We start from the raw sequence: 20550 nt of genomic DNA, 5'->3' as shown, positions 1-20550 counted from the left end.
ACTTAAGTGCGAGTCGGCGAGAGCTGCCGACCCGCATCACTTCCAACCAGGAGAACGGCCTTGCCCTTTGGAACTTTTTATCGCGTCTGACGCGTCACTGGTCCTATGCAGTAACGCTCTAATTGTCTCGTCCAGCATTCCATCCGCAACAGTCTGCACAACGCTGCGGTTTCGGGCGGCGCATATTCAGCTGGTCGTTTACCCACCCTTTCGCCGTTCACGATTATGACCGCACCCTCAAACTGGCAGGCTTCAATAGTCGCTTTCTCGATTGACCGAATATCGTGAACGTGAGGCAAAATCACTTTTGCTGTGAGATCGGCCCGGCGGGCAACACTAATGATCTGGTTATCGGGGAATCGTTCTCTAAACATTTTGGCCGTTGCAACTTGGTCTGAGTCTGCCGTGAGCAGATACCCGACCCGATCACGAACCTGCTGCCCGTTGGTTTGACATAATTTCCTTCTGGCACGTTCGATGCAGGGGACATTCAGAACGCCCCAGCGGATGTCCTCCTATGATCAGCCTCATCGAGAAATACTGTCGCTGCATTCAACACCGCAGCCTTGACGGTCACCAAGCCGGTCGAAGGTCGGCGCATCATGGCCAAGGCGGGCGACTGCGCCGATTAGATACGGGAGGCTTGGAAGCATGTCGCTGACGGCGACGTGGCGGACATACGACAATCCGCCCAAGTGCGACATGTCGCCGGCATGAGTTGTTGATCTTATCACTGGGCTGGATCCACGGGCTTCACACCCGACAACACGAACGCGAGGACAAGCTGCTGCAAATCCAGCGGCACCAAGGTCGAGAATCCCTGCTGGAGGGTAAGCCCAACAGCTATGGCCGATACTTGCCGCGAACATCCCTTATTGGGAAACGCTATAGGAGCAAGACAAGTGGAGCACTCTTGCATTGGGGTCGGTGCTGGCCCGTCTAATTTGAGCCTTGCGTGTCAGTTACACGAGGAAATCGGGCAAGGGGCACTGTTCCTGGATCGGCAAGTCGACTTCCGCTGGCATCCAGGCAGCGCATTCGATTCCTCGGAGCTCCAGGTCAGCCACTTCAAGGATCTGGTCACGCTGGTGAATCCGCGATCGGCCTACACTTTCGTAAACTACCTGCACGAGAACGGGCGTCTGTACCACTTCCTGAACGCACAGTTCGAGGCCGTGCTCAGAGCTGAGTTCGAGCAGTACCTGAACTGGGCTTTCCAAAAAAATCCGCTTGTCCGCGGCGGAGAGACGGTGCGCGAAATCCGCTTTGACGGCGAGTTTCGGGTGCGGACGGACGACGCGGTTCTTGGCGCCAGAAACGTGGTGGTCGGCATTGGCAAGCAGGCGCAAATTCCGCCTCAGTTTCAGGGCTGGACTGGGGCCAACCTGTTCCACTCATCTGATGTACTGCACATCCATCCAGAAGTGCGGAAAAAGGATGTCTGCGTGGTTGGCGGGGGACAGTCGGGAGCCGAGGTGCTGTTGCATCTTGTCAGCCGGCCGAACGAACAGCGGCCTGCCTCGATCACTTGGGTCTCACAGCGCGAAAACTACCTGCCCATCGACAACAGCCCGTTCACAAACGAGTTGTTCATGCCCTGCTTTTCGGATCGTTTCGCGGCGATGAGCGAGTCGCAGCGGAAGCTCTTCCCTCGGCGTTTTGTGCTTGCCTCGGACGGCATTTCGGAAAGCACGTTGCGCGCTGTGTATCAGGCGCTGTACCGCCACGAATTTCTCGAGCCAAACCAATGCGACATCGCACTGCGGCCGGGTTGCAACGTCTCGCGCTGCATCAACGCTGGCGCGGGTCACAGGCTGACCCTGCAGCGCGGCATTGACGATATCGAAGAAGTCACGGCCGACATCGTCATCCTGGCCACCGGTTACGAGAGCGCGGTGCCAGGCTTCTTGGAACCGATCGCGGACCGGCTGGAACAGATCGACAAAGAGATGGTTATTGGCGAGGACTTTTCGGTGTCCTGGGACGGACCGCGTGACAGACGCATCTTCGTACAGAACGTGAACCTCGGGCAGCGCGGGCTGGCCGATCCGAATCTTAGGCTGCTGGCCTGGCGCGCACGTCGCATCCTCAACAGCCTTCTTGGGCGCTCGCCATACGCGAACCCCGAGCATCCTGGATTCATCAGTCGTACCTCCGTCGACAGCTGGTCCGACACCGCAGGCGAAGAAATGGGCAGCGGGATATGACTCGCCGACTACTGATCATCGGCGGCGGCATCAAAGGAATGATGTCCGCGTCGGTTGCGGCCAAGGCCGGCGCCTGCTCAAAAATGACCGTGACGGAACGAGGCCTTGGACCCATCGGCGCATCGCACTGTTCCGGGAGGGTGTATTTCTCGCGGGTTCAACTCGCTCGCCTCGAACCGGATCTGGCGCCTGACCGAATCGACATGGTTTACCCCCCGGACCACGTACTCACCTCGGGTGATCTGGCTCTTGAGCGCGCCCGTCCGTCCGTCGAACAGGTACAGGTGCTCGTGCCCGTCGCGCTCGGACACCCAGATGATATCCTTCCCGTCATCGACATCGTGACGAAAGGTTTTTCCGGTACCTTCCTGACCCCGCCGCCAGCGGCCGGTAATCGACGGAGGTCTCACTGGTTTCATCGATCAGGCAGCGCGCGCGGCAGTGGCGGCGTCTACCTCGACGAGCCTATAGGGCTGATGCCCGCGCTGGTTATATTCGAAAGTGAAGCCGCGGCCGTCCTCCCACCATTGGAGAGAGGAAACTTCGAAAGGGTTCGAGAACAGGGCGTTGTCAATCGCGACCTGGCGCTGGCTGGCAATGTCGAACAGGTCCGGCTGGGGCAGCGGAAGGACATAGCCCGGCTTGGGATAGACCATCGTTGAATATTCGCGCTGCAACTGGTCCGTCGACGAATTGAGGTAGGGGATCTCCCGCTTGTAGCCGGGGCGAACGCGGTAAGCCGCGAGGTGGCGCGAGTCCGGCGACCAGCTCAGTGTCGAAAAGACGTAGTAATTGCCCTCGGATCCGTCCCGGCTCAGCGCAACATCCTGCAATCGATAGAGGCGATCCATTTGCCATCCGGCGAGACGCTCCTCTGGTCGGGGTTATTCTCAGCCGGTGGCGTGTAGTCATGGCTGAGCTGCGTGTCCGGGGCCTCCACATCCCATGTTGTGCTGGTGTAGGCATAGGTCGCATATCCGACAGCTCGGACAACCTGGGGGGACGGCTGGTTGACAAAAGTGGACCGGCGGGCCGACGGCAAAAGGGCGCACGAGGCGCCCTTAATGTCAGATCGGCTGTCGGAGAGCCACCTTCGCCTTCCGTATCAGAAGCGGTAAGTGACACCTGCGCCTATCAACCATGGATCGAGCTCGGCCTTGCCCGTCAGTTTAGCCCCGGCCACGGTGACGTCGAAGTCTGGCTTCAGGAAAAGCTTCTTCACGTCGAAGTTGACGCCCCAGTGCTGATCCACCATGTAGTCGAACCCGACCTGCAGCGCGGTGCCGAACGTGTTCTTAACCTTGAGAGCATCGGCGCTGCCGGCATGCTGGTTATAGAAGATTGTGTAGTTCACGCCGGCACCGACATAGGGCTTGAAGGCGCCGAAATCGGTAAAATGATACTGCACTGTGAGCGTGGGCGGCAGCAGCCAAACCTTGCCGATGTTGCCCAGCCCGCCGAGCGTTCCTTGGCCGTCGATGTTGGCATAGGTGGTGCCGAGTATGAGTTCGGCGGCGATGTTGTCCGTGAAGAAATACGAGATATCGAGTTCCGGGATCACGGTATCCGAATAGGAAAGCCCGGAGCCGGGCACTCCGTTGACGTAGCCCGAATCCTCAGTGATGACCCCCAACCCACGCAGGCGGATCTGCCAAGGGCTTGGCGCTTCCGTGACCGAGACCCCTGCCTGCGGGACGCTTGCGGCTACCGGAGGCTCCGCCGCGACGGCCTGCTGTCCCACCATCATCAGAACGACGGCCGCTGTTACTCCCCGCGCCACGCCCATTCGCTTTCTCGCCATGATATTCTCTCCTTTACCTTCAGAAATGATGCAATGCACTACTAAGAATCTCCTCGGATTAATTTATATTGACGGAGTGTCATGCTCGTTTTGTATGGGACTTGTGCCGAGATTATTTGCGCGTTCCCGCAATCACCGATCTGTGCTCACTTTGTTTGACACGTTGCCTTGTTCGGGTTGCGCGCCCACCTATCGAACGCCATCGGCGTGCCAGCCGATGGCACTGCGAAGGAAATTGTTGCCCAGGGCAATGAATGCGGCCCGCTCCCGGTTGTCCTTGCCGTAGCCGTGCCCGCCCGCGCTGGGCTCGTAAAAGTAGGCGGGATAGCCAAGAGCCTGCAGCTTTGCGGCCATCTTACGCGCGTGGCCCGGGTGGACGCGGTCGTCCCGCTTCGTGGTGGCGAGCAGGATCGGCGGATAGGGCTGCCCTACCGTCGCGGCGTGATAGGCGGAGATTTCCTTGAGGAAAGTCCAATCGTCCGGCTTGTCGGGATCGCCATATTCGTCAATCCAGCTCGCGCCCGCCAAAAGCTTGGTGTAGCGGCGCATGTCGATAAGCGGAACTGTGCAGAACAGCGCGCCGAAATGCTCAGGATAGCGGGTAAGCATATTGGCGATCAGGAGGCCGCCATTTGAGGCGCCCTCGGCGGCAATCCGCCACGGCCGCGTAATGCCCCTTCGCACGAGGTCGGCGGCAACGGCGGCGAAATCGTCGTGGGTGAGGCGCTTGCCCTCCCTGCGCCCCGCCTCGTGCCAGCTGGTACCGAACTCGCCGCCGCCCCGTATGTTCGCCACCACGCACGTGCCGCCGCGTTCGAGCCATAGCTTGCCGATCGAGGAGTTGTAGTGGGGCAGGAGCGATATGCCGAACCCGCCGTAGGCGGTGAGGTGAACCGGCGCATCCCCGTTTCCGTTCGCCGGGCCGACCTGCGTATAGGGGATCATCTCACCATCGCTCGAGACTGCCTCGTGACGCGTGACCACCAGCCCGGATGCGTCGAAAGTCTCGGGGTTGCGCTTCAGGATTACTGGGGCGCCGAGAGGGCGCGCGTCATTGAGGTCGAATAGGAGCAGCTGCGCCGGTGTGATCGGGTCCTGAGCCGAAACGAGGACCTCTCCATTGGTCTCGTGAAGTTGCGCATCGAGTGACCAAAGGTTAACAGTCCCGTGGCCGGGCACGGTGTCCAGGGCTCGGCGCGTCCATTCCTGCCGGCCCGGAGTGAACGTCTCGAAACGCGGAACGAGGTTCACCAGGTAGGAGATGATGAGCTCCCCGTTATTCCAGAAAAATGACTGCAGGGAGCGCCTCTCGCCTGGCTCAAACAGGGTGACAAAGCCGCGCTCGCCGGCCTTGAAGGAGGAAAGCGAGATGCCGATCAGCGCGTCGGCGGCGTAGGTAGTCCCGCCAACCGTCCAGGGTTCGCGCGGCTTTACCGCCAGCCAGTCGCCGAAGCCATTCCACCAGGCGTCCCGAGGAAGGTCGATCTCAATCTTCGGCCCGCTCCTGTCGCCGATTTGGACTATCTCCTCGAAGAAGGCCGGCTTTTCGATAAACCAAAGGCGCTCGCTCTCGGCGGTGCGGTCCAGATGGCCAGACACACCCAGGGTTTCGGAACCGGTCTCGAAGATTACCGGCGCGGTGAGGGGATCAGCGCCACGCTTCCACAGTCGCACGGTGCGCGCGTAACCGGAGCGGGTGGCCATGCCATCACCAAGCGCACTGGAAAGCAGAAGCGTGTCAGGATCGAGCCAATCAATGCCGCCTTTGGCCTCCGGGAGATTGAAACCGTCGGCGACTAAGCTCAGAGTCCCTAGATCGAATTCGCGATGCACGACCGCGTCGCTGCCGCCGCGCGACAGGCGCAGGACGGCTCTTTCGCGCGTCTCCGGCTCGATCGACGCGCCGCCCCAGATCCAGTCTTCTCCGTCGCTAGCCGCGAGGGCATCCAGATCGAGCAGTAGCTCCCACTGGGGATCCGCCTTCATGTAGGCGGCAAGGGTGGTCCGGCGCCACAATCCGCGCGGATTTCCGGCATCTCGCCAGAAATTGTAGAGGTACTGACCGCGGCGCGTAATCGCGGGAATCCTGTCGAAACGGTCGAAAATCATCGTCAGAGCCGCGCGGTCGCGCTCGAACCGCGTTCCCCCGCAGTGCTTCAGCGTCCTTGCCGACTGGCTGGCGGTCCAGTCAAGGGCCCGTTCGCCTTCCACATCTTCGAGCCAAAGGTAGGGATCGTCGGCGGGAGCATTCAGAGTTGGACGGACATCGAATGCGGTCATGTCCGGACAACCCCAGGAATGAAAGCGCAGAGGCTTCCGTCGGCTCGGGAACGCTCAGTGTTCGCGGCGGCGACCGCATGTTCGAAAAGCGTGATCATCAGGTGGGTTCTTCTCAGTCGGTGCGGCGCGGCAGTGCGTTTGCAGATAGGACTGCATGTGTCGTGCCAACTGAGAAAATCGTTTCAGAACAAGCGATCACGCTGATGGCGTTGTGTCTCATGTCCGACATCGTCGGAAATCCGACAACGAGTGGGTAACGCCTGATCGGTCTCCTGCGCGAGCTCGTTGGGCATTGCGGAAGACTCAAGCAGTGAGGCTCATCGTGAACTTGGTTGGACGCGACGTCTTGGTTTAAGACGAGCAACTGATCGTCAACTGCATTGCCCACGCCGTCATCCCCGCCGGCATGGCTGGTGGACCGCTGACACCGCCAGCGTACCATCCAGAACTCCAGCACGATCGCCTGGCGCGGCTCGTCGGCTGCCGCTCCTGTCTCAAACCTTGATTATGAGCTACCTATGCTCTACGCTGCCCTATTCAGCCGCACGGCGATCCAGGTTTGGCGCCGGAGATCGTCGCGAGTTCACTGAGCCCGATCCGCTTGCCATTACCTTTGATCCGGCAATCGGGTCATGCTGGTTCCCCCCGGACAACCACACCTTGATCAAGCCATCGCTTTGTCCGGGCAGTATATCGGCACGGCCGTCATGCGCGTCCCTGCCACGCGGTATTCGGATGGGGTAGGTGCTTCCTTGGAGCTGAAGCCCGACCTGGCGGACGCCTGCGCCAACATCCGTATGGCATGGAGCTTTCGGCAAGGCTACGGCATCAACACAGATGGTACGGCAATACGATCGATGAGGCCTCGACGGGAAAAGACGGCGGAGGGAGCAACGAGGCGATGATAGGCAGCCGTTGCGGTCGACATGCGCGACGAATTCTTGAAGGGGGCGCCGAGATCTGTCTCGTACGATCCGCTTATGAGGGAGTCATGCGCAGCACTTGCCCATTTGAGACCCGCGGCCGAGAAGGCGCAAAGGGCTAAGGCGGGCTAGCTGAAGGGCGTAGCGCCGAGACGCAGCTATCTCGCGAACTGCCCTGTGTCGGTCCTAACTATTCAAAAAGGAAGAACAGGTCGACCGCGAGGGATCGGTGCGCGATTTCTGTGGGTGTTTTAAACCGCCCGGCCAGAATCTGGCACGGTGGTGCCAAAGGAGAACTGAAGCACGGCTCCGGCGCCAAGGTTTCGCTTTGCCCAGCAGCAACTCTCTGCCTAAATCCGATTGAGACGAGGCTTGGCTCTGCCGCCGCCAAGACAAGATGGAACCCAGATATTATCCCTCTGCTGATCTGGACGCAGACGGAAAGCCGCCGCCTATCGGGGATCGTGGGGTTTCAATTTACCCGCGGTCCCCTGGACAGCCTTTTCAACGGGAAGGCGAGAGCCAGCGATTGGAACGTGCGGATGGACGAGTCCCGCCTGCTCGGCCTCGCGGCGCAGGTTCTGGCGCGGGCGCGGGCCGATCTGCTGGATCACCAATCCGGCCGCCAGTGAGCCAAGATCGCCGCAGGTCTTGAGGTCGCGGCCTTGCGTGTAGCCATGCAGGAAACCGGCGGCATAGAGGTCGCCGGCGCCTGTCGTGTCGACCAGTTCCTTGATCGCCGTCGCCTGGATGACCACGGTCTCGTCGCCGCGCACGATGACCGAGCCCTTTTCCGAGCGGGTGACGGCGGCTATTCTGCAGTCCTTGCGGATCTTGGCCAGCGCCTCGTCAAACGACGATGTCTGGTAGAGCGACTTGATCTCGTGGCTGTTGGCAAAGACGATGTCGACCGTGCCCGAACGCATCAGGTCGAGGAACTCGTCGCGGTAGCGGTCGACGCAGAACGAATCCGAGAGTGTCATCGAGACCTCGCGGCCCGCTGCGTGCGCCAGCTTCGCCGTCTGCCGGATCGCTTCCTTGGCACGCGGAGGATCCCACAGATAGCCCTCGAAATAGGTGACCTTGGCGCCCGAAGCCTTGTCGGCCTCGATATCTTCCGGCCCGAGCTCGACGCAGGCGCCGAGATAGGTGTTCATCGAGCGTTCGCCGTCGGGGGTGACGAAGATCATCGAGCGCGCCGTCGGCGGCAGGCCCTTGAGCGGCCTGGTGTCGAAGGCGACGCCCTGCGCATGGATGTCGTGGGCGTAGATTTCGCCGAGCGCATCGTTGGAGACCTTGCCGAAGAAGGCGGCGCGGCCGCCGAAGCTGGCGACGCCGGCCGCCGTGTTGCCGGCGCTGCCGCCGGACGCTTCGATCGCCGGGCCCATGCGGCTGTAGAGCAGTTCGGCGCGCCTTGTGTCGATGAGGTTCATCGCGCCCTTGATGATGCCGTTGGTCTCGAGGAATTCCTCGTCGCACTGGGCGATGATGTCGACAATGGCATTGCCGATGCAAAGCACGTCATAATCCGGCATCAAAGTCTCCGCTCAACAGTCCGCCGGCCTTCTGCCATGCCGGCCGGGCGCGGGTCTCGGGAGTTGGAATGGGCTTTCCGCATGGCGCTCGATCCGGCGTCGGCCCTCACGCGGCTCCGGGTCCTGCCTCACGCAGCAAGTCCTCGGCTCTGTCCGTCCTTTCCCAGGTGAACTCAGGCTCTTCACGGCCGAAGTGTCCGTATGTCGCGGTCTTGCGGTAAATCGGGCGCAAGAGATCAAGCATCTTGATGATGCCTTTCGGTCGGAGATCGAAAAGATCGAGAATAAGGCGCTCGATCTTTTTTTCCTCGATCTTTGCGGTCCCGAAAGTGTTGACGAGGATAGACACCGGGGCAGCCACGCCGATTGCGTAGGCAAGCTGAACCTCGCAGACCTCCGCAAGGCCGCTGGCAACGACATTCTTTGCGACGTACCGCGCCGCATAGGCGGCCGAGCGGTCAACCTTGGATGGGTCCTTGCCCGAGAAGGCGCCGCCGCCGTGACGTCCCATCCCACCGTAGGAATCGACGATGATCTTGCGTCCGGTGAGCCCGCAGTCGCCGCGCGGCCCACCGACGACGAACCGGCCGGTTGGATTGACCAGGAACCTGATCCCCGTCGTGTCCAAGTTGGGAGGCAGGACCGGCTTTATGATCTCCTCGATGACGCCTTCGCGGACCGTTTCTTGTGAGACTTCCTCCGCATGCTGCGTCGACAGGACTATGGTATCCAGCGCCACCGGGCGCAAACCTTCATAGCGGACGGACACTTGAGATTTTACGTCCGGGCGCAGCCAGCCAAGCTGTCCCGCCTTCCGCACCTCCGCCTGCCTTTTCGTCAGACTGTGGGCGAGTTGGATCGGCAAAGGCATGAGTGTATCGGTCTCGCTGCATGCGAACCCGAACATGAGGCCCTGGTCCCCCGCTCCCTGGTCGAGATCCTGCCCTCGTCCCTCGTCAACGCCCTGGCTAATGTCGGGCGACTGCTCGGTGAGAGCCAGAACGACGGCGCAACGGCGACCATCAAATCCGATGGCATCGTCATCGTATCCAATATCGAGTATCGTCTCGCGGGCAACTTGGCTGTAATCGACCTGCGCATCGCTGGTGATCTCGCCAGCCAGAACGACCATCCCTGTTTTCACCAACGCTTCGCACGCGACGCGCGCCTTCGGATCGGTGCGGAGGATCGCATCCAGGATGGCATCCGAGATGTTGTCGGCCATCTTATCCGGGTGTCCTGCGCCGACGGATTCGGAAGAGAATACGAACTGCCTGGTCATTGAATGTCCTCGCTTCAGATGTTGGAGTTAGGTGGCGACCTTCGATTTGCCCGCCTTACTTGTCGGTGATGCCGGGGACCTCAAACGCAGCGCAGAAGTCGGCGACCTCTCTTCGCACCCTGGCATGGACATCTGGGTCGTCGGGCTGGCGGCAGACCAGGTCGATGAAGGCGGCGATCTGCACCATTTCCGCCTCGCGCATGCCCATGGACGTCATTGCTGGCGACCCCAGGCGAATTCCGCTTGTGACCGCCGGATGGCGCGGGTCGCCCGGCACCATGTTAAAATTCGTAATGATGCCTGCCTTTGCCAATCGCTCCGCATAGGCTTTGCCTGACAGAGGTCGATCGCGCATATCAAGGATCAGCATGTGATTGTCAGTCCCCCCGGTGACCAGGTCATACCCTCGCTCCAGAAGCGCCTGGGCCAGCGCCTTGGCATTCTTGACGATCTGCTGACCGTAGACACGGAAGGACGGGTTCGCGGCTTCCTGCAAAGTGACAGCTAGAGCGGCGATGATATTCATATGCGGTCCGCCCTGCAGGAGAGGGAACACCGCACGGTCTATACGTTTGGCGAGATTGTGTTTGCTTTTCGGATGATAGAGCGCCTGGTAGCGATCTTCATTCCTTGACAAAATGAAGCCCCCGCGGGGACCGCGGATTGACTTGTGAGAGGTGCTGCTGACGACGTCGCAATGGCCGACGGGGTTCGGGTGCGCTCCTGCGACAATCAGGCCACTGATGTGTGCGATGTCGGCCACCAGATAGGAGTTCACCTCCGAAGCGATTTCGGCCATTGCCGCATAGTCAAAAACACGCGGATAAGCCGTTCCGCCGACCCAAATGAGTTTCGGCCGTTCCCGCTTGGCCGTCTCGCGCAAGCGGTGATAGTCAATCTGCTGCGTCTTTTCGTGGAGGCCATAGGAGACGCGTTTGTAATCAGCGCCGGAGAAGTTGACGGCCCATCCATGTGTCAGATGACCCCCACCGGGGAGAGACAAGCCCATCACCTTGTCTCCCGGGCTCAAAAGCGCGCGATAGACAGCCTGATTGGCCGGCGAGCCGGAATAAGGCTGGACGTTGGCGTGTTCGCTGCCAAATAATGTTTTCAAGCGCTCAATGGCGAGGTTCTCAAGCTCATCGACGATCTCGTTTCCCGCGTAGTAGCGCGCACCGGGGTATCCCTCGGCGTACTTGTTCGTGAAAATCGAGCCGGTCGCTTCCAGCACGGCCGAAGAGGCGAAGTTCTCAGAAGCGATCAGTTTGAGCGTCGTGCGCTCCTGCCGCTCCTGTCTTAGAAGCAGTTCGTGAACGCGGCAATCGACCGCGGCCAAGGGAGACCGTCCGTAGGTGTCGGGCTGCGCGATGGCGCCGTCGGCGGAGTTGTCCATGATAGTTTCGCGCTCCGCTTTTTTGGGTTGGTCTGTCTCGACGATTAAGCAGGAGGTCCCCTTCGCCCGAGCGTCTTGCATCGTCGCTTCGAGGCGTTGTAGGTCTCGTTTATGACGGCCATGGTTGGGGGGCAGGAGATCGACCAAGAATTGAACCAGCCCGCCGTCCTTGCCTCCTGCTTTCAGATAGTAGGACCGACGTTGATCGTCGCACCAAAGAAAATCGGCTCTGGCGAGCAGCCTAAGGTGTCGCAGGACGTGCTCGCGACGCAGACCCAGAATCTCGGCCAGCTGGCAGACAGTTAGGTCTGCATGCGCGCAAAGGCCCAGGATTCGAAGGCGATCAAGATGCGCTGCCGTCCGCAGACGTCTGACCAGTGTCATCATCGGTCAGCACCAATCCGGGTAGCATAAGCAAACATTGCCACTTCCATCTCCTTCAACCAGGATGAGATCTCATCTTGGCATTCGCTCAATCGAAGACTAAATGCTGCGCGGCGGCCGGACATATGAAACAAGTCAGGGTTTTTCCGCCAGGGACTTGGATGTTGTGGCGAGCGTATCATTGCCGACAATTTTTTGCGCTAAGTCTCTGTGAATTTCGTTGAAGGATATATTTCAACCACAGAAAATGGACATTGCGATATGCTGGTCAGGCAGTGAGGCCGGCGAACTGCTTGGCCAGGCAGGTATGCGGAATCAAACGTCTACCTCGTCTGTCGTTTTTGCACGACTGGATCAGTGTTTTTGGAAGCGCCGGCCGGTAAACCTTTCGATGCCGTCCTTAGCCCGGCCAGTAGGGGGCGCCGCGCTGTTTGCGAAACGTCCTGTCACGTTGAGGGAGTGTCTGTTGGGATTCGCGACAATTTGACACGGTTTCGCCACAATTTAGCCGCGCCGATGCCCCAATGTTTGACGAGATACGCGGCGTTGCCTGAGACGGTTCGGTCCGGCACCGGCTCGTAGCCCCCCGCCCACGGGTCAGCGTCGGATCGAACCTCGGCTTTCCTGGAAAATGAAACTACTCCCCAGAATAGCCCTCCCGAAATTGCAGAGGCTTCTTCTGGAGATAATTCGGTCAAACCGTAAGCTGACATATCCGCCCTCATTGTTGTCTCCTTTCTAGAGCTCAAATAGGACGATGAATCCGTGATGCCGGTCCGCGGCAGGTGCCGCCGCACAATGAGAACCTCAAGAGTCATGCCAACCCGCGCAGGAAGCGCCTCAGAACAACCGTTCCGAATGTCTATTCAATGGCTCAACTGAGAGTGCGGCGGCACGCCGACTGAAACATCACCCTGTTTGGGACGCGACAAACCCGACAACACGGAGCGCGAGGTGCGAGAACGGCAACGAGTAAATTGTGCAATCGGGCGAGCCGCTGACGCTTGTGCTGAACCGCGCGGCCCGCGAAGTCAGTCTGTCGTCCGGATGCTCGACCGCAGTTGCCCCCGCCCAGAGGGCCAAATCACCGCGGCCCTCATTGGCCTTCGACGACCTTCGACTCGTCGGCTTCTCGAAAGCGCCAGTTGTCAAAGCAATGAGGAAATTCATGGCAGGGTGGCAATTTGCGAGCCTTGATCAACCAGAGGGGCCATAACAGTGTCGGCTGTGAGTCCTGCCGGAACGCACACGCCAGACAGTGACCCACGCAGGGCTGCCGGATCCGCTCCCCCGGAGTGCGCCACCGAACCGGTGGATCTCGGTTCCGGCGGCAACAGGCGTGCCGATCTCGACGGCCGCCACCTCGTTGGCCTCAAGCCCCCCATCTGACCTGCTACCACCACGCGACAAGCGCCCCCGCCATGGAAGAGATCGTCTCGACATCAGGTGCAGTTCCGGCATCCCGCTCGAACACATGCGGTGCTCGCCTCAGCGCCATCGCTTCTCGCGTGCACGCCTCGTGAGGCTAGCAAAGGGGATGGAATGTGCCCGACGGCTCGGCCGCAGCATGCAGGATCAGGAACGACCATGGCTGCCGCGCCCGCGATCGTGCCAGTGCACTCCGCTCGACTTCCCGGAGTGCAACGTCTCTGTTTCGAGAGCTTGCCGAGATAGCGCTTGTGCCGCGCCATGTCGCATCATAGATGCGCCCCGCATAACCACCAGGGCGGGGACGCCGCAGCAGATTGCCGCTTCGATGCAAGAGCCGCCGCCCCGCGCTGCAATACCGTCTCAAATACTTTGTCGATCATCGCCTGCTCAGTCGTCGAATGTACTCGATCCGGAACTTCCTGACCCAACGACGGATTGTCTCGTAGGGGACCACAATGCCGCGCTCCAGCAGCATTTCGTCAACCAGACCCAAGCTCAGCGGAAATCGGAATAAAGCCGGACCGCGTGAGCAATGACCTCGGGCGGCGGTGGCGATTGTAGCTAACGGGCGATCCGTTCATACCGTCGCCCTATGCTCCAAGAGCTGACCGCCAGTTAACGTAATACCGCCTGCATACCTGCTGTGTCCGCTTGTGTAGGCCCAATGCCGTCACAGCTCGCGTACAGCGCTCCCGCTATGCCTCTATCGCGATGGTGCCAACGCACTCCGTTTGGACTTCCCGTCAAACGCTAGCGACAGGTCGAGATTATGGTGCAACATCTGATTCTCTGGCTCTGCTTCGAGAGCTTGGCGGTATAGCGCTTGTGCCGCGTCATGCCGCCCCTCGTTATCCAAGACAACTCCCTTCGCATTCAATGCACGCAAATTTCCTGGGACGGCAACTAAGACGCTGTCGAGTACCTGAAGCGCCTCATGCGCGCGTTCCTGCGCCAGCAAGGCCTTCGTAAGACGGATTGCCGCATCGACATTGTCCGGATGCTGCTTCAGATCATCCCGCAAAGCCTGCACTTGAGAATCCTGACTGACTGCGCGCCAAATGCGTTCGCGCATAGCCGGATCGATGTTATTGGCGCCCAGCAACTCTGGTGGCGATGTCTCCTTCACTGAAAGACCCGGCTTATTCCAGCTAGTGCAACCCGCGAGAGGCAGAATGGCGAGCACTGCGAAGAGAACTGAGTACGGCGCAGCTGCATTCTCATGTGAATTCATGCTTGGTTTTCCCTATCATCGAGCGCTTTGGCTGTCAGTTGGCGGCAACGCCGATATTGCGCGGTTTCCGTGACGTTCCAATATTGGTTCCAGTCGGAGCTTGATCGATCCGGCGGGCTGAATCGTGAAGTCGGAGGCGAGGTCCTGATAAGACAGAACAGCAAGATCGATCCCGTTTCGGCTTAGAAAACCGCGGACGAAACGCCGGACATCCATTGAAGTCAATACGACAGGGAGGGTCTGACCCGGTGCTGCGCTGGAAAGGATCTGACGCACCTGTGACAGCAGCGCTTCGCTTTGCCGATCCTCTAACACGAGATATGGGCCTGCAGCCGAATCCCGAACGGCGCTGCGCATGAAATCCTCAGTCTCACGTTCGATAACGAAGGCGGGCACGATTCCGTGTGTGGCATAGCGGTGACAGATCTGCCGCTTCATGCCAGAACGGACGTATTCCGTGAGCAGTGCGACGTTTTGCTCACGTTCGCTCCATTCGGCCAATGCCTCCAAGACGAGTCGGGTATTGCGGATGGGGATACCTTCATCCAGCAGGCGGCGCAGCACTTCGGCAATCCGAGGGATTGGCGTGGTGCGCAGCACCTCCTTCACCAGATCAGCGTATTCCCGCTCCATGCGACCCAGCAAATGGCGGGTTTCTTGGATGCCCACCAAGCGCGGTGCATAGCGGGTCAAGGTCGCATGGATACGCAACGCGAGGCGTTCGCTGGGACGGTGATGCCCGATGCCGGCGGCATTGAGAGCCGGCGCATGGCTTTGTTCAACCCAGATTTTGTCCATTTCTGGATCATGCCGAAATGGGATGCCGCTCGATTCAATGCTCGCCAGATCGTCTGTGAGGGTGAGCTGTGTCGGATTAATCAAATCCTGTTCGACTGGCACGCCCTCGACATCTATCCTGAATTGCGACTCGGGCAGCTGCTGGTCGACCGCGACTGGGATGCGCGGAACGACAATGCCGAGATCGGCTGAGACTAGTTGCGAAACGCGTGCAATGTGCTGTTGCAATTCAACTTGGTCGATCGCATGCGTAAGGCTCGGCGCAAGGAAGAAGGCGATCGGACATGCCTCTGCAGGGACGGTTTCCTTCTCTACTGGCGCTGCAGTTGCAGCATCGACCTTGCCGGCGCCCGGCACATCACCCTTGACAATGCTTGCCGCGGCGAAGACTGCGGCCAAGATCAGAAAGACGGGCAGGGGGAAACCAGGAACGAACCCCATCACAACCAAGACGCAGGCCGCCAGCCGCAATGCTCGCTTACTGGCGGTGAGTTGCTTGACTATGTCCGTACCAAGGTTGGAACTTGCAGCCCCAGTTACGCGAGTGACGATGGTCGCCGCCGTAATTGAGAGCAGCAGGGCCGGAATCTGCGAGATCAACGCATCACCTATCGTCAGCAGAGTATAGTGATGCAGCACCTCGCCGAACGACATGCCCTTCGAGAGCAGGCCGATCGAAATCCCACCCAGCATGTTGATGAAGATAACCACCAGCCCGGCAATGGCGTCGCCCTTCACAAATTTCATCGCGCCATCCATCGCGCCATAAAGTTGGCTTTCCCTCTCCAATGTGGCGCGCCGCCTGCGCGATTCGTTGGCATCGATATGGCCGTTGCGTAACTCTGCGTCGACCGCCATTTGCTTGCCCGGCAGAGCGTCGAGCGTGAAGCGCGCCGCCACTTCTGCGACACGTTCGGCGCCCTTCGCGAGGACCATGAATTGCACCATGGTCACGACCAGAAATATGACAAAACCTACGACGATATTGCCTGAGATTACGAAATCGCCGAAGGTGTGGATGATGCTACCTGCCTCCCCCTCGGCCAGGATCAGTCGCGTCGTTGCGATGGTGAGCGCCAGACGGAATACCGTGGATATCAAAATGACGCCGGGCAACGACGAAAAATCGAGTGGCGTGCTGACATACAGGGCGACCAATAGCAGCAGTATGGCCAATCCCATATTGAATCCGATCAGCGTGTCGATCACCATGATCGGGATTGGCATGACCATCATAGCTACGGCTAGAAGCAGCATCAACGCGACCATTAAGTCCGGGTTGGCCGGCGCACGCTCGATGAAGTTACGCAAAACGTTGGCCATCCGAGGCCCCTCTATGATGGTTTGAGAATTGCTCTGCTGCTACGCAGCTTTCGAAGACCCATCAGAGGGCATCGCTTGCGCTTGAGAACGAGAGGCAGGCACGAGGACGGCTTGCCAGGAGGTGTACCCAGTCTGTCCAGAACCGTAAGGGCCTCACCGCCGATGACCTTCGAGATGAACGCATACGCGAAAAGCCGCAGCAGCTGAATATCCCGAGAACTACCGTGGGCAGCGAGCCGCAACCGGAGCAGCTAGCCTTTGATTAAGCTGCTCCGGTTCTGCCGGAGCAGCACAATTCGCCGTAACTCGTCCCTCGGGACGACGATGCCTTCACGCAGCGCACGATAGCGAGGCGACAGGATAGGTGGGGCAGCTTGACCATGGCGTTCTCCTTAATATGGCCTGCGAACTTGGAAATCATTAATACGGGAGAGCAGCAAGGCGGCCATTTCGGCTCAGCAGCACACGACGGTCCTCGATCCGATCGACCATCCACCCATCATCCAAAATGGCGCCGACAAAATACTTCTCACCAGCGATTACGACATACGGCAGGGGCCCGCGCCAAACAGCTTCAACGGCGATTGCGGATGGCGCCTTCTCCTCTTTGATGACCACTCCATTGACCAGTGTTAGAGCGCCCTTCGTGCGATGATCGAACCACTGCTGAACCTTCTGCCAACCGATGACCGATGCAGACGTGACGGTCCCTTCAGCGGTCACAACACCCTTTGCGGAGCCGATCTTAATATTGAGCAGGCCCGCTTTGTAGACTTCCTGTTGCAGGTCTTTGGCCGCTGCCACGTTAGTCTGATCGTCAGCGCGGTTACTGCTCAGCTTGGACTCAAGGTCGGCACCAGGTGAATTGGTGCTCAATGCACCAGCGTTGCCGTAGTAGGAGAAAATGGCCGAGAGCGCGCCGATCCCGAGAGAGCCGAGTAACACCAAGGCAAGCACGGAGATGGAAAGACGTGGTATGCCGATCGCACTGGCTGGCGCAGCATCCTGCACTGACCAGAGAATGGACATCGCGCCTGCATGAATGACGACCGGAAGGGGCACCACAACGCACTCCCCTGCCGCAATATTCCTGTTGTCTTCCATCCTGAGGCCGGCTGCAAGCGCCTCGACCTCGATCGAATTGCCAAGAAGAGTCATACGAAAATGATGCGGCGCGAGTCCTTGCTCGACGAAGATTATATCCGCATCGAGGCCACTGCCGATCAAGCCCGTTTCTAGAGCCGCCTTACCGGTCAGTCCGCAATAGAGCCCCGACAGAACTTCGAAATGAAGGGAAACGGCGTCATTCAAGGATGATCTCCCGAACAAGAAGGAAGCCGCACGGCAATTGCCATGCGGCTTATCTTGGTTCCACATCGCGCCACTTGGGGACACGTTCGGGGCTACTCTAGAGCCCCGCTTCCGACACTACTGAACGCGCTCGTCGGCCGCCTTCTTGATTGTGTTGAGGTTGGTCGTAAGAGTGCGCAGCTGTATACTCCTAGCCGTAGCCTCCAAGCTAACCGCCGTTAGCTCCGCGAGTTGCGCCTGGAACGCGGCAGCCCCAGCAGCTTTGGTAGCTACGTCTACAGCACCTGAGGCGGCAGTACCAGCCGCACTAGTAGCAGTACCTACTTTACTCATGTTGTTTTCCTTTCTGTTCAAACTGTGCCGTCAGCAACAGCACGCACGTCCTGACGCGGACCATCCAACGTCAGGCATCCTCTTCAGTTTCTGCCATAGCATCCTCCGCTTCATCCATGGCATCGCTCGCAATTTGCAGCGCAACCGCACGAAGAGTGCTTTCGAACTCGCTTTGAACTGCAGCTTGGTCAGAAATGGTTGGACGATCCGCCGGTTCGCTCCCGCCAACCGGCCTGCTCTGACCAGAAGACCCGGAGGATCCTTGATGCGGCTGTCCATTCGAATGTCCATGGCCCTTTTGGGCCAAGGAAACACCGATGTTGCCACCTCCACTACCAATTGCTGCGACCATCAGTTACTCCGGCATCTGTTTCCATTGGCGGCGACGCGTAACAAGCTCAATCTCCTCAAGCTATGAGCGTGAGCTTTCGAGAAGCTGACGAGTCTCAACAAAATGCGGCGCTACCTCAAAATAGATGGTCGTGCACGATCTGGCCTTCGTGCGCGGCAAGGTCATGATGTGGACAGTCGGTTCTAGCGCGGCAGTTGTAGTGACGCGAATGATGTTGTCGCCTTAAGAACGCGCAAAGAAAGCCAGGACATGTCATGCCGTGACTGAGCGCCCACCGTCGGTGCGGTCCTCTTCACAGGTGACGCGGTTGCCGCCTGCCATCAGCTGTGCTGTGGCCGTACTCCTGCTCTCCGCTCCCTCTTAGTCACCGATCGCACGCACGCGACGCCTGTTTGTGCCAATATTAAACGTCTTCGATCCGTGCGTCGGCCGCCCAACCTACGGTGCTACTGCGTGCGCATCACCTGGATATCCATTCGGTCGTCCTACGCTTCCGGCGCGTCCAGGCTGCGCCACTGCGCTATCAATAGCCGCTGCCGGTCAGTGACCCGCCGGCCTGAGCGCGTTTGTGCTCCCCGCCTTCGATGCGAAGTTTTTTCAGCGGGCCACCAACGTAGCTTCGGGGAACTAAACGCGGTGTCCACTGGATCATTGCCATCCTTTTTGCGCGAGAGCGTTGACATCAAGCAGGGCGCCACGCCGGAATCGACGTGGCACGAAGAGAAGCGGCGGTTGCGTTTTTTGGGCCAGGCAGCGCTCGACGACCAAGCGTCTGAGGATCACCGACAACGCTGAACGTATCTCCCCTGCATCGGAGCTAGACCATGACCGGTATTGGCCGAACCGGGAACTCGGCCATTTGGGAACCTGCAGTCGACCGCATCAGGGGAGGGCACGGCTCTCGCGCTGATCTTGTGAGGAGGCGCTGGGGTAGACGCACGTTCATGGGTTGTGGCGGGCTGTCGAGCAGGACTGATATGTTCTCGACGGGAACGTCCAGGATCGCCACAGTACCAAGGGCGCTAGGCGCCTGCTCATCGTCTGCTGAAGAACAGGCCTGGCACCAACGCGCATCATTACCGACAACTGCGTTCCTACAGAGCGACGAAACGGCAGGTCATCCCGGATGTCGAGCACCGCGCGCACAGGGGCCCTAACATTGGACCAAGAATTCCCACGAGCCGCTGCGAAAGCGCACGAGCAAGGCTTCCGTTCGCTGGAAAACCTGCAGCACTTCTTCGATCTTCTCGACCTTCCGTAATTTGTTCGCGCAGCCGGCTCAAAGCGCTCCATCGCGTCAACGCTATCGCGGAATGGAAGTTATGGCCCGAGCCCTCGCCTGACATTTCCGTCGCGCTCCCTTCACGTCCAACTAAGATACCCCAATCGCTAACGCATGAGCCAGGTCGGTTTTTGCGTCCCGAGGAGCCCTTCGTCAGCTAATCGTCAGCTAGGCGGTCTAGACCTGCCACGCCAAGCCAGCCTGAACTCAATGCGAAACATAGGAGTGCGAATCGTCATGTATGGTCAATTGGTGGCTCGTCCGACGTGCACTACCCCCACTTTGGCTAAGCTGACCTTGGTAACCGCCCGGCGATCGGACGCAGAAGCCAAAGGTTTGCAGACATGGCTGCCCGGATGCGCTTAGCCGGAGCAGGTTCCAGCGGCAGCTCATTTTTCGGCGTAAGTGGGCGAACAACCGTGCCGGTGAAGGCAGCAAGCAAGCCCACACTAGTCTCTGCTGAGGACAAAGAGCAGTGGTACAGGGCGCACCAAGCTCCCGCAGGTCAGGGGCCAGATCCACTACGGCTGAGCGACATCAGACCCAACACAATGGGCGCATTCTTGCCAATATCGGAGACATAATATGACGGGCATTGGTCGATCTGGCAGATCGCGCATAGGGAATGCTGGAGCCGACAGCACGTTGGGGGCGAGCAGTTCGCGCTCGCAATCCAGTGTTGCT

General features: G+C 59.5%; 9 protein-coding genes and 4 pseudogenes. 2 read left to right on the top strand and 11 right to left on the bottom strand.

What is annotated here, in order from left to right; translation table 11 throughout:
* The first annotated feature begins 845 nt into the window (after positions 1–845).
* Entirely contained in the window at positions 846–2207 is a 1362-nt protein-coding gene (locus ACZYHG_RS32760) for a lysine N(6)-hydroxylase/L-ornithine N(5)-oxygenase family protein (RefSeq protein WP_464615204.1), read from the top strand.
* A gap of 77 nt (positions 2208–2284) precedes the next feature.
* Here the strand turns inward: ACZYHG_RS32760 and ACZYHG_RS32755 are convergent.
* The 3 genes and pseudogenes from ACZYHG_RS32755 to ACZYHG_RS32745 form a co-directional block, all read right to left on the bottom strand.
* Positions 2285–3058 (bottom strand): annotated as a pseudogene (locus tag ACZYHG_RS32755) (DPP IV N-terminal domain-containing protein).
* 254 nt (positions 3059–3312) lie between these two features.
* Entirely contained in the window at positions 3313–4008 is a 696-nt protein-coding gene (locus ACZYHG_RS32750; protein ID WP_258600536.1) for an OmpW/AlkL family protein, read from the bottom strand.
* Between the two features lie 189 nt (positions 4009–4197).
* A complete protein-coding gene (locus tag ACZYHG_RS32745) occupies positions 4198–6288 on the bottom strand; it encodes a prolyl oligopeptidase family serine peptidase (RefSeq protein WP_464615203.1) in 2091 nt (696 codons plus the stop codon).
* Between the two features lie 629 nt (positions 6289–6917).
* Here ACZYHG_RS32745 and ACZYHG_RS32740 point away from each other — a divergent pair.
* Positions 6918–7193, top strand: a pseudogene (locus ACZYHG_RS32740) (hypothetical protein); the annotation flags it as partial.
* A gap of 563 nt (positions 7194–7756) precedes the next feature.
* Here the strand turns inward: ACZYHG_RS32740 and ACZYHG_RS32735 are convergent.
* The 8 genes and pseudogenes from ACZYHG_RS32735 to ACZYHG_RS32700 form a co-directional block, all read right to left on the bottom strand.
* Positions 7757–8746 (bottom strand): annotated as a pseudogene (locus ACZYHG_RS32735) (adenosine kinase); the annotation flags it as partial.
* A gap of 106 nt (positions 8747–8852) precedes the next feature.
* Entirely contained in the window at positions 8853–10028 is a 1176-nt protein-coding gene (metK, locus tag ACZYHG_RS32730; RefSeq protein WP_464615202.1) for a methionine adenosyltransferase, read from the bottom strand.
* A gap of 55 nt (positions 10029–10083) precedes the next feature.
* The gene (locus ACZYHG_RS32725; RefSeq protein ID WP_464615345.1) at positions 10084–11421 is read right to left on the bottom strand and encodes a serine hydroxymethyltransferase; all 1338 of its coding nucleotides are present in this window, start codon (positions 11419–11421) and stop codon (positions 10084–10086) included.
* A gap of 2194 nt (positions 11422–13615) precedes the next feature.
* Positions 13616–13817: pseudogene (locus ACZYHG_RS32720) on the bottom strand (IS6 family transposase); the annotation flags it as partial.
* Positions 13818–13939: 122 nt separating this feature from the next.
* A complete protein-coding gene (locus ACZYHG_RS32715; protein ID WP_464615201.1) occupies positions 13940–14467 on the bottom strand; it encodes a tetratricopeptide repeat protein in 528 nt (175 codons plus the stop codon).
* Positions 14468–14482: 15 nt separating this feature from the next.
* The gene (sctV, locus tag ACZYHG_RS32710; protein ID WP_464615200.1) at positions 14483–16588 is read right to left on the bottom strand and encodes a type III secretion system export apparatus subunit SctV; all 2106 of its coding nucleotides are present in this window, start codon (positions 16586–16588) and stop codon (positions 14483–14485) included.
* 420 nt (positions 16589–17008) lie between these two features.
* Positions 17009–17899, bottom strand: a complete 891-nt coding sequence (locus ACZYHG_RS32705; protein WP_464615199.1) for a SctD/MshK family protein — start codon at positions 17897–17899, stop codon at positions 17009–17011.
* A gap of 403 nt (positions 17900–18302) precedes the next feature.
* The gene (locus ACZYHG_RS32700) at positions 18303–18584 is read right to left on the bottom strand and encodes a nodulation protein NopC (RefSeq protein WP_258581033.1); all 282 of its coding nucleotides are present in this window, start codon (positions 18582–18584) and stop codon (positions 18303–18305) included.
* Positions 18585–20550 lie beyond the last annotated feature (1966 nt).

The sequence above is a fragment of the Mesorhizobium subarcticum genome (assembly GCF_055456085.1).
The sequence above is the reverse complement of the archived record's forward strand: the minus strand, read 5'-3'. Positions and strand labels throughout refer to the sequence as shown.

Coding starts and splice junctions, on each gene's coding strand:
- ACZYHG_RS32760 (WP_464615204.1), top strand. CDS start 846: ATGGCCGATACTTGCCGCGAACATCCCTTATTGGGAAACGCTATAGGA.
- ACZYHG_RS32750 (WP_258600536.1), bottom strand. CDS start 4,008: ATGGCGAGAAAGCGAATGGGCGTGGCGCGGGGAGTAACAGCGGCCGTC.
- ACZYHG_RS32745 (WP_464615203.1), bottom strand. CDS start 6,288: ATGACCGCATTCGATGTCCGTCCAACTCTGAATGCTCCCGCCGACGAT.
- metK (WP_464615202.1), bottom strand. CDS start 10,028: ATGACCAGGCAGTTCGTATTCTCTTCCGAATCCGTCGGCGCAGGACAC.
- ACZYHG_RS32725 (WP_464615345.1), bottom strand. CDS start 11,421: ATGGACAACTCCGCCGACGGCGCCATCGCGCAGCCCGACACCTACGGA.
- ACZYHG_RS32715 (WP_464615201.1), bottom strand. CDS start 14,467: ATGAATTCACATGAGAATGCAGCTGCGCCGTACTCAGTTCTCTTCGCA.
- sctV (WP_464615200.1), bottom strand. CDS start 16,588: ATGGCCAACGTTTTGCGTAACTTCATCGAGCGTGCGCCGGCCAACCCG.
- ACZYHG_RS32700 (WP_258581033.1), bottom strand. CDS start 18,584: ATGGTCGCAGCAATTGGTAGTGGAGGTGGCAACATCGGTGTTTCCTTG.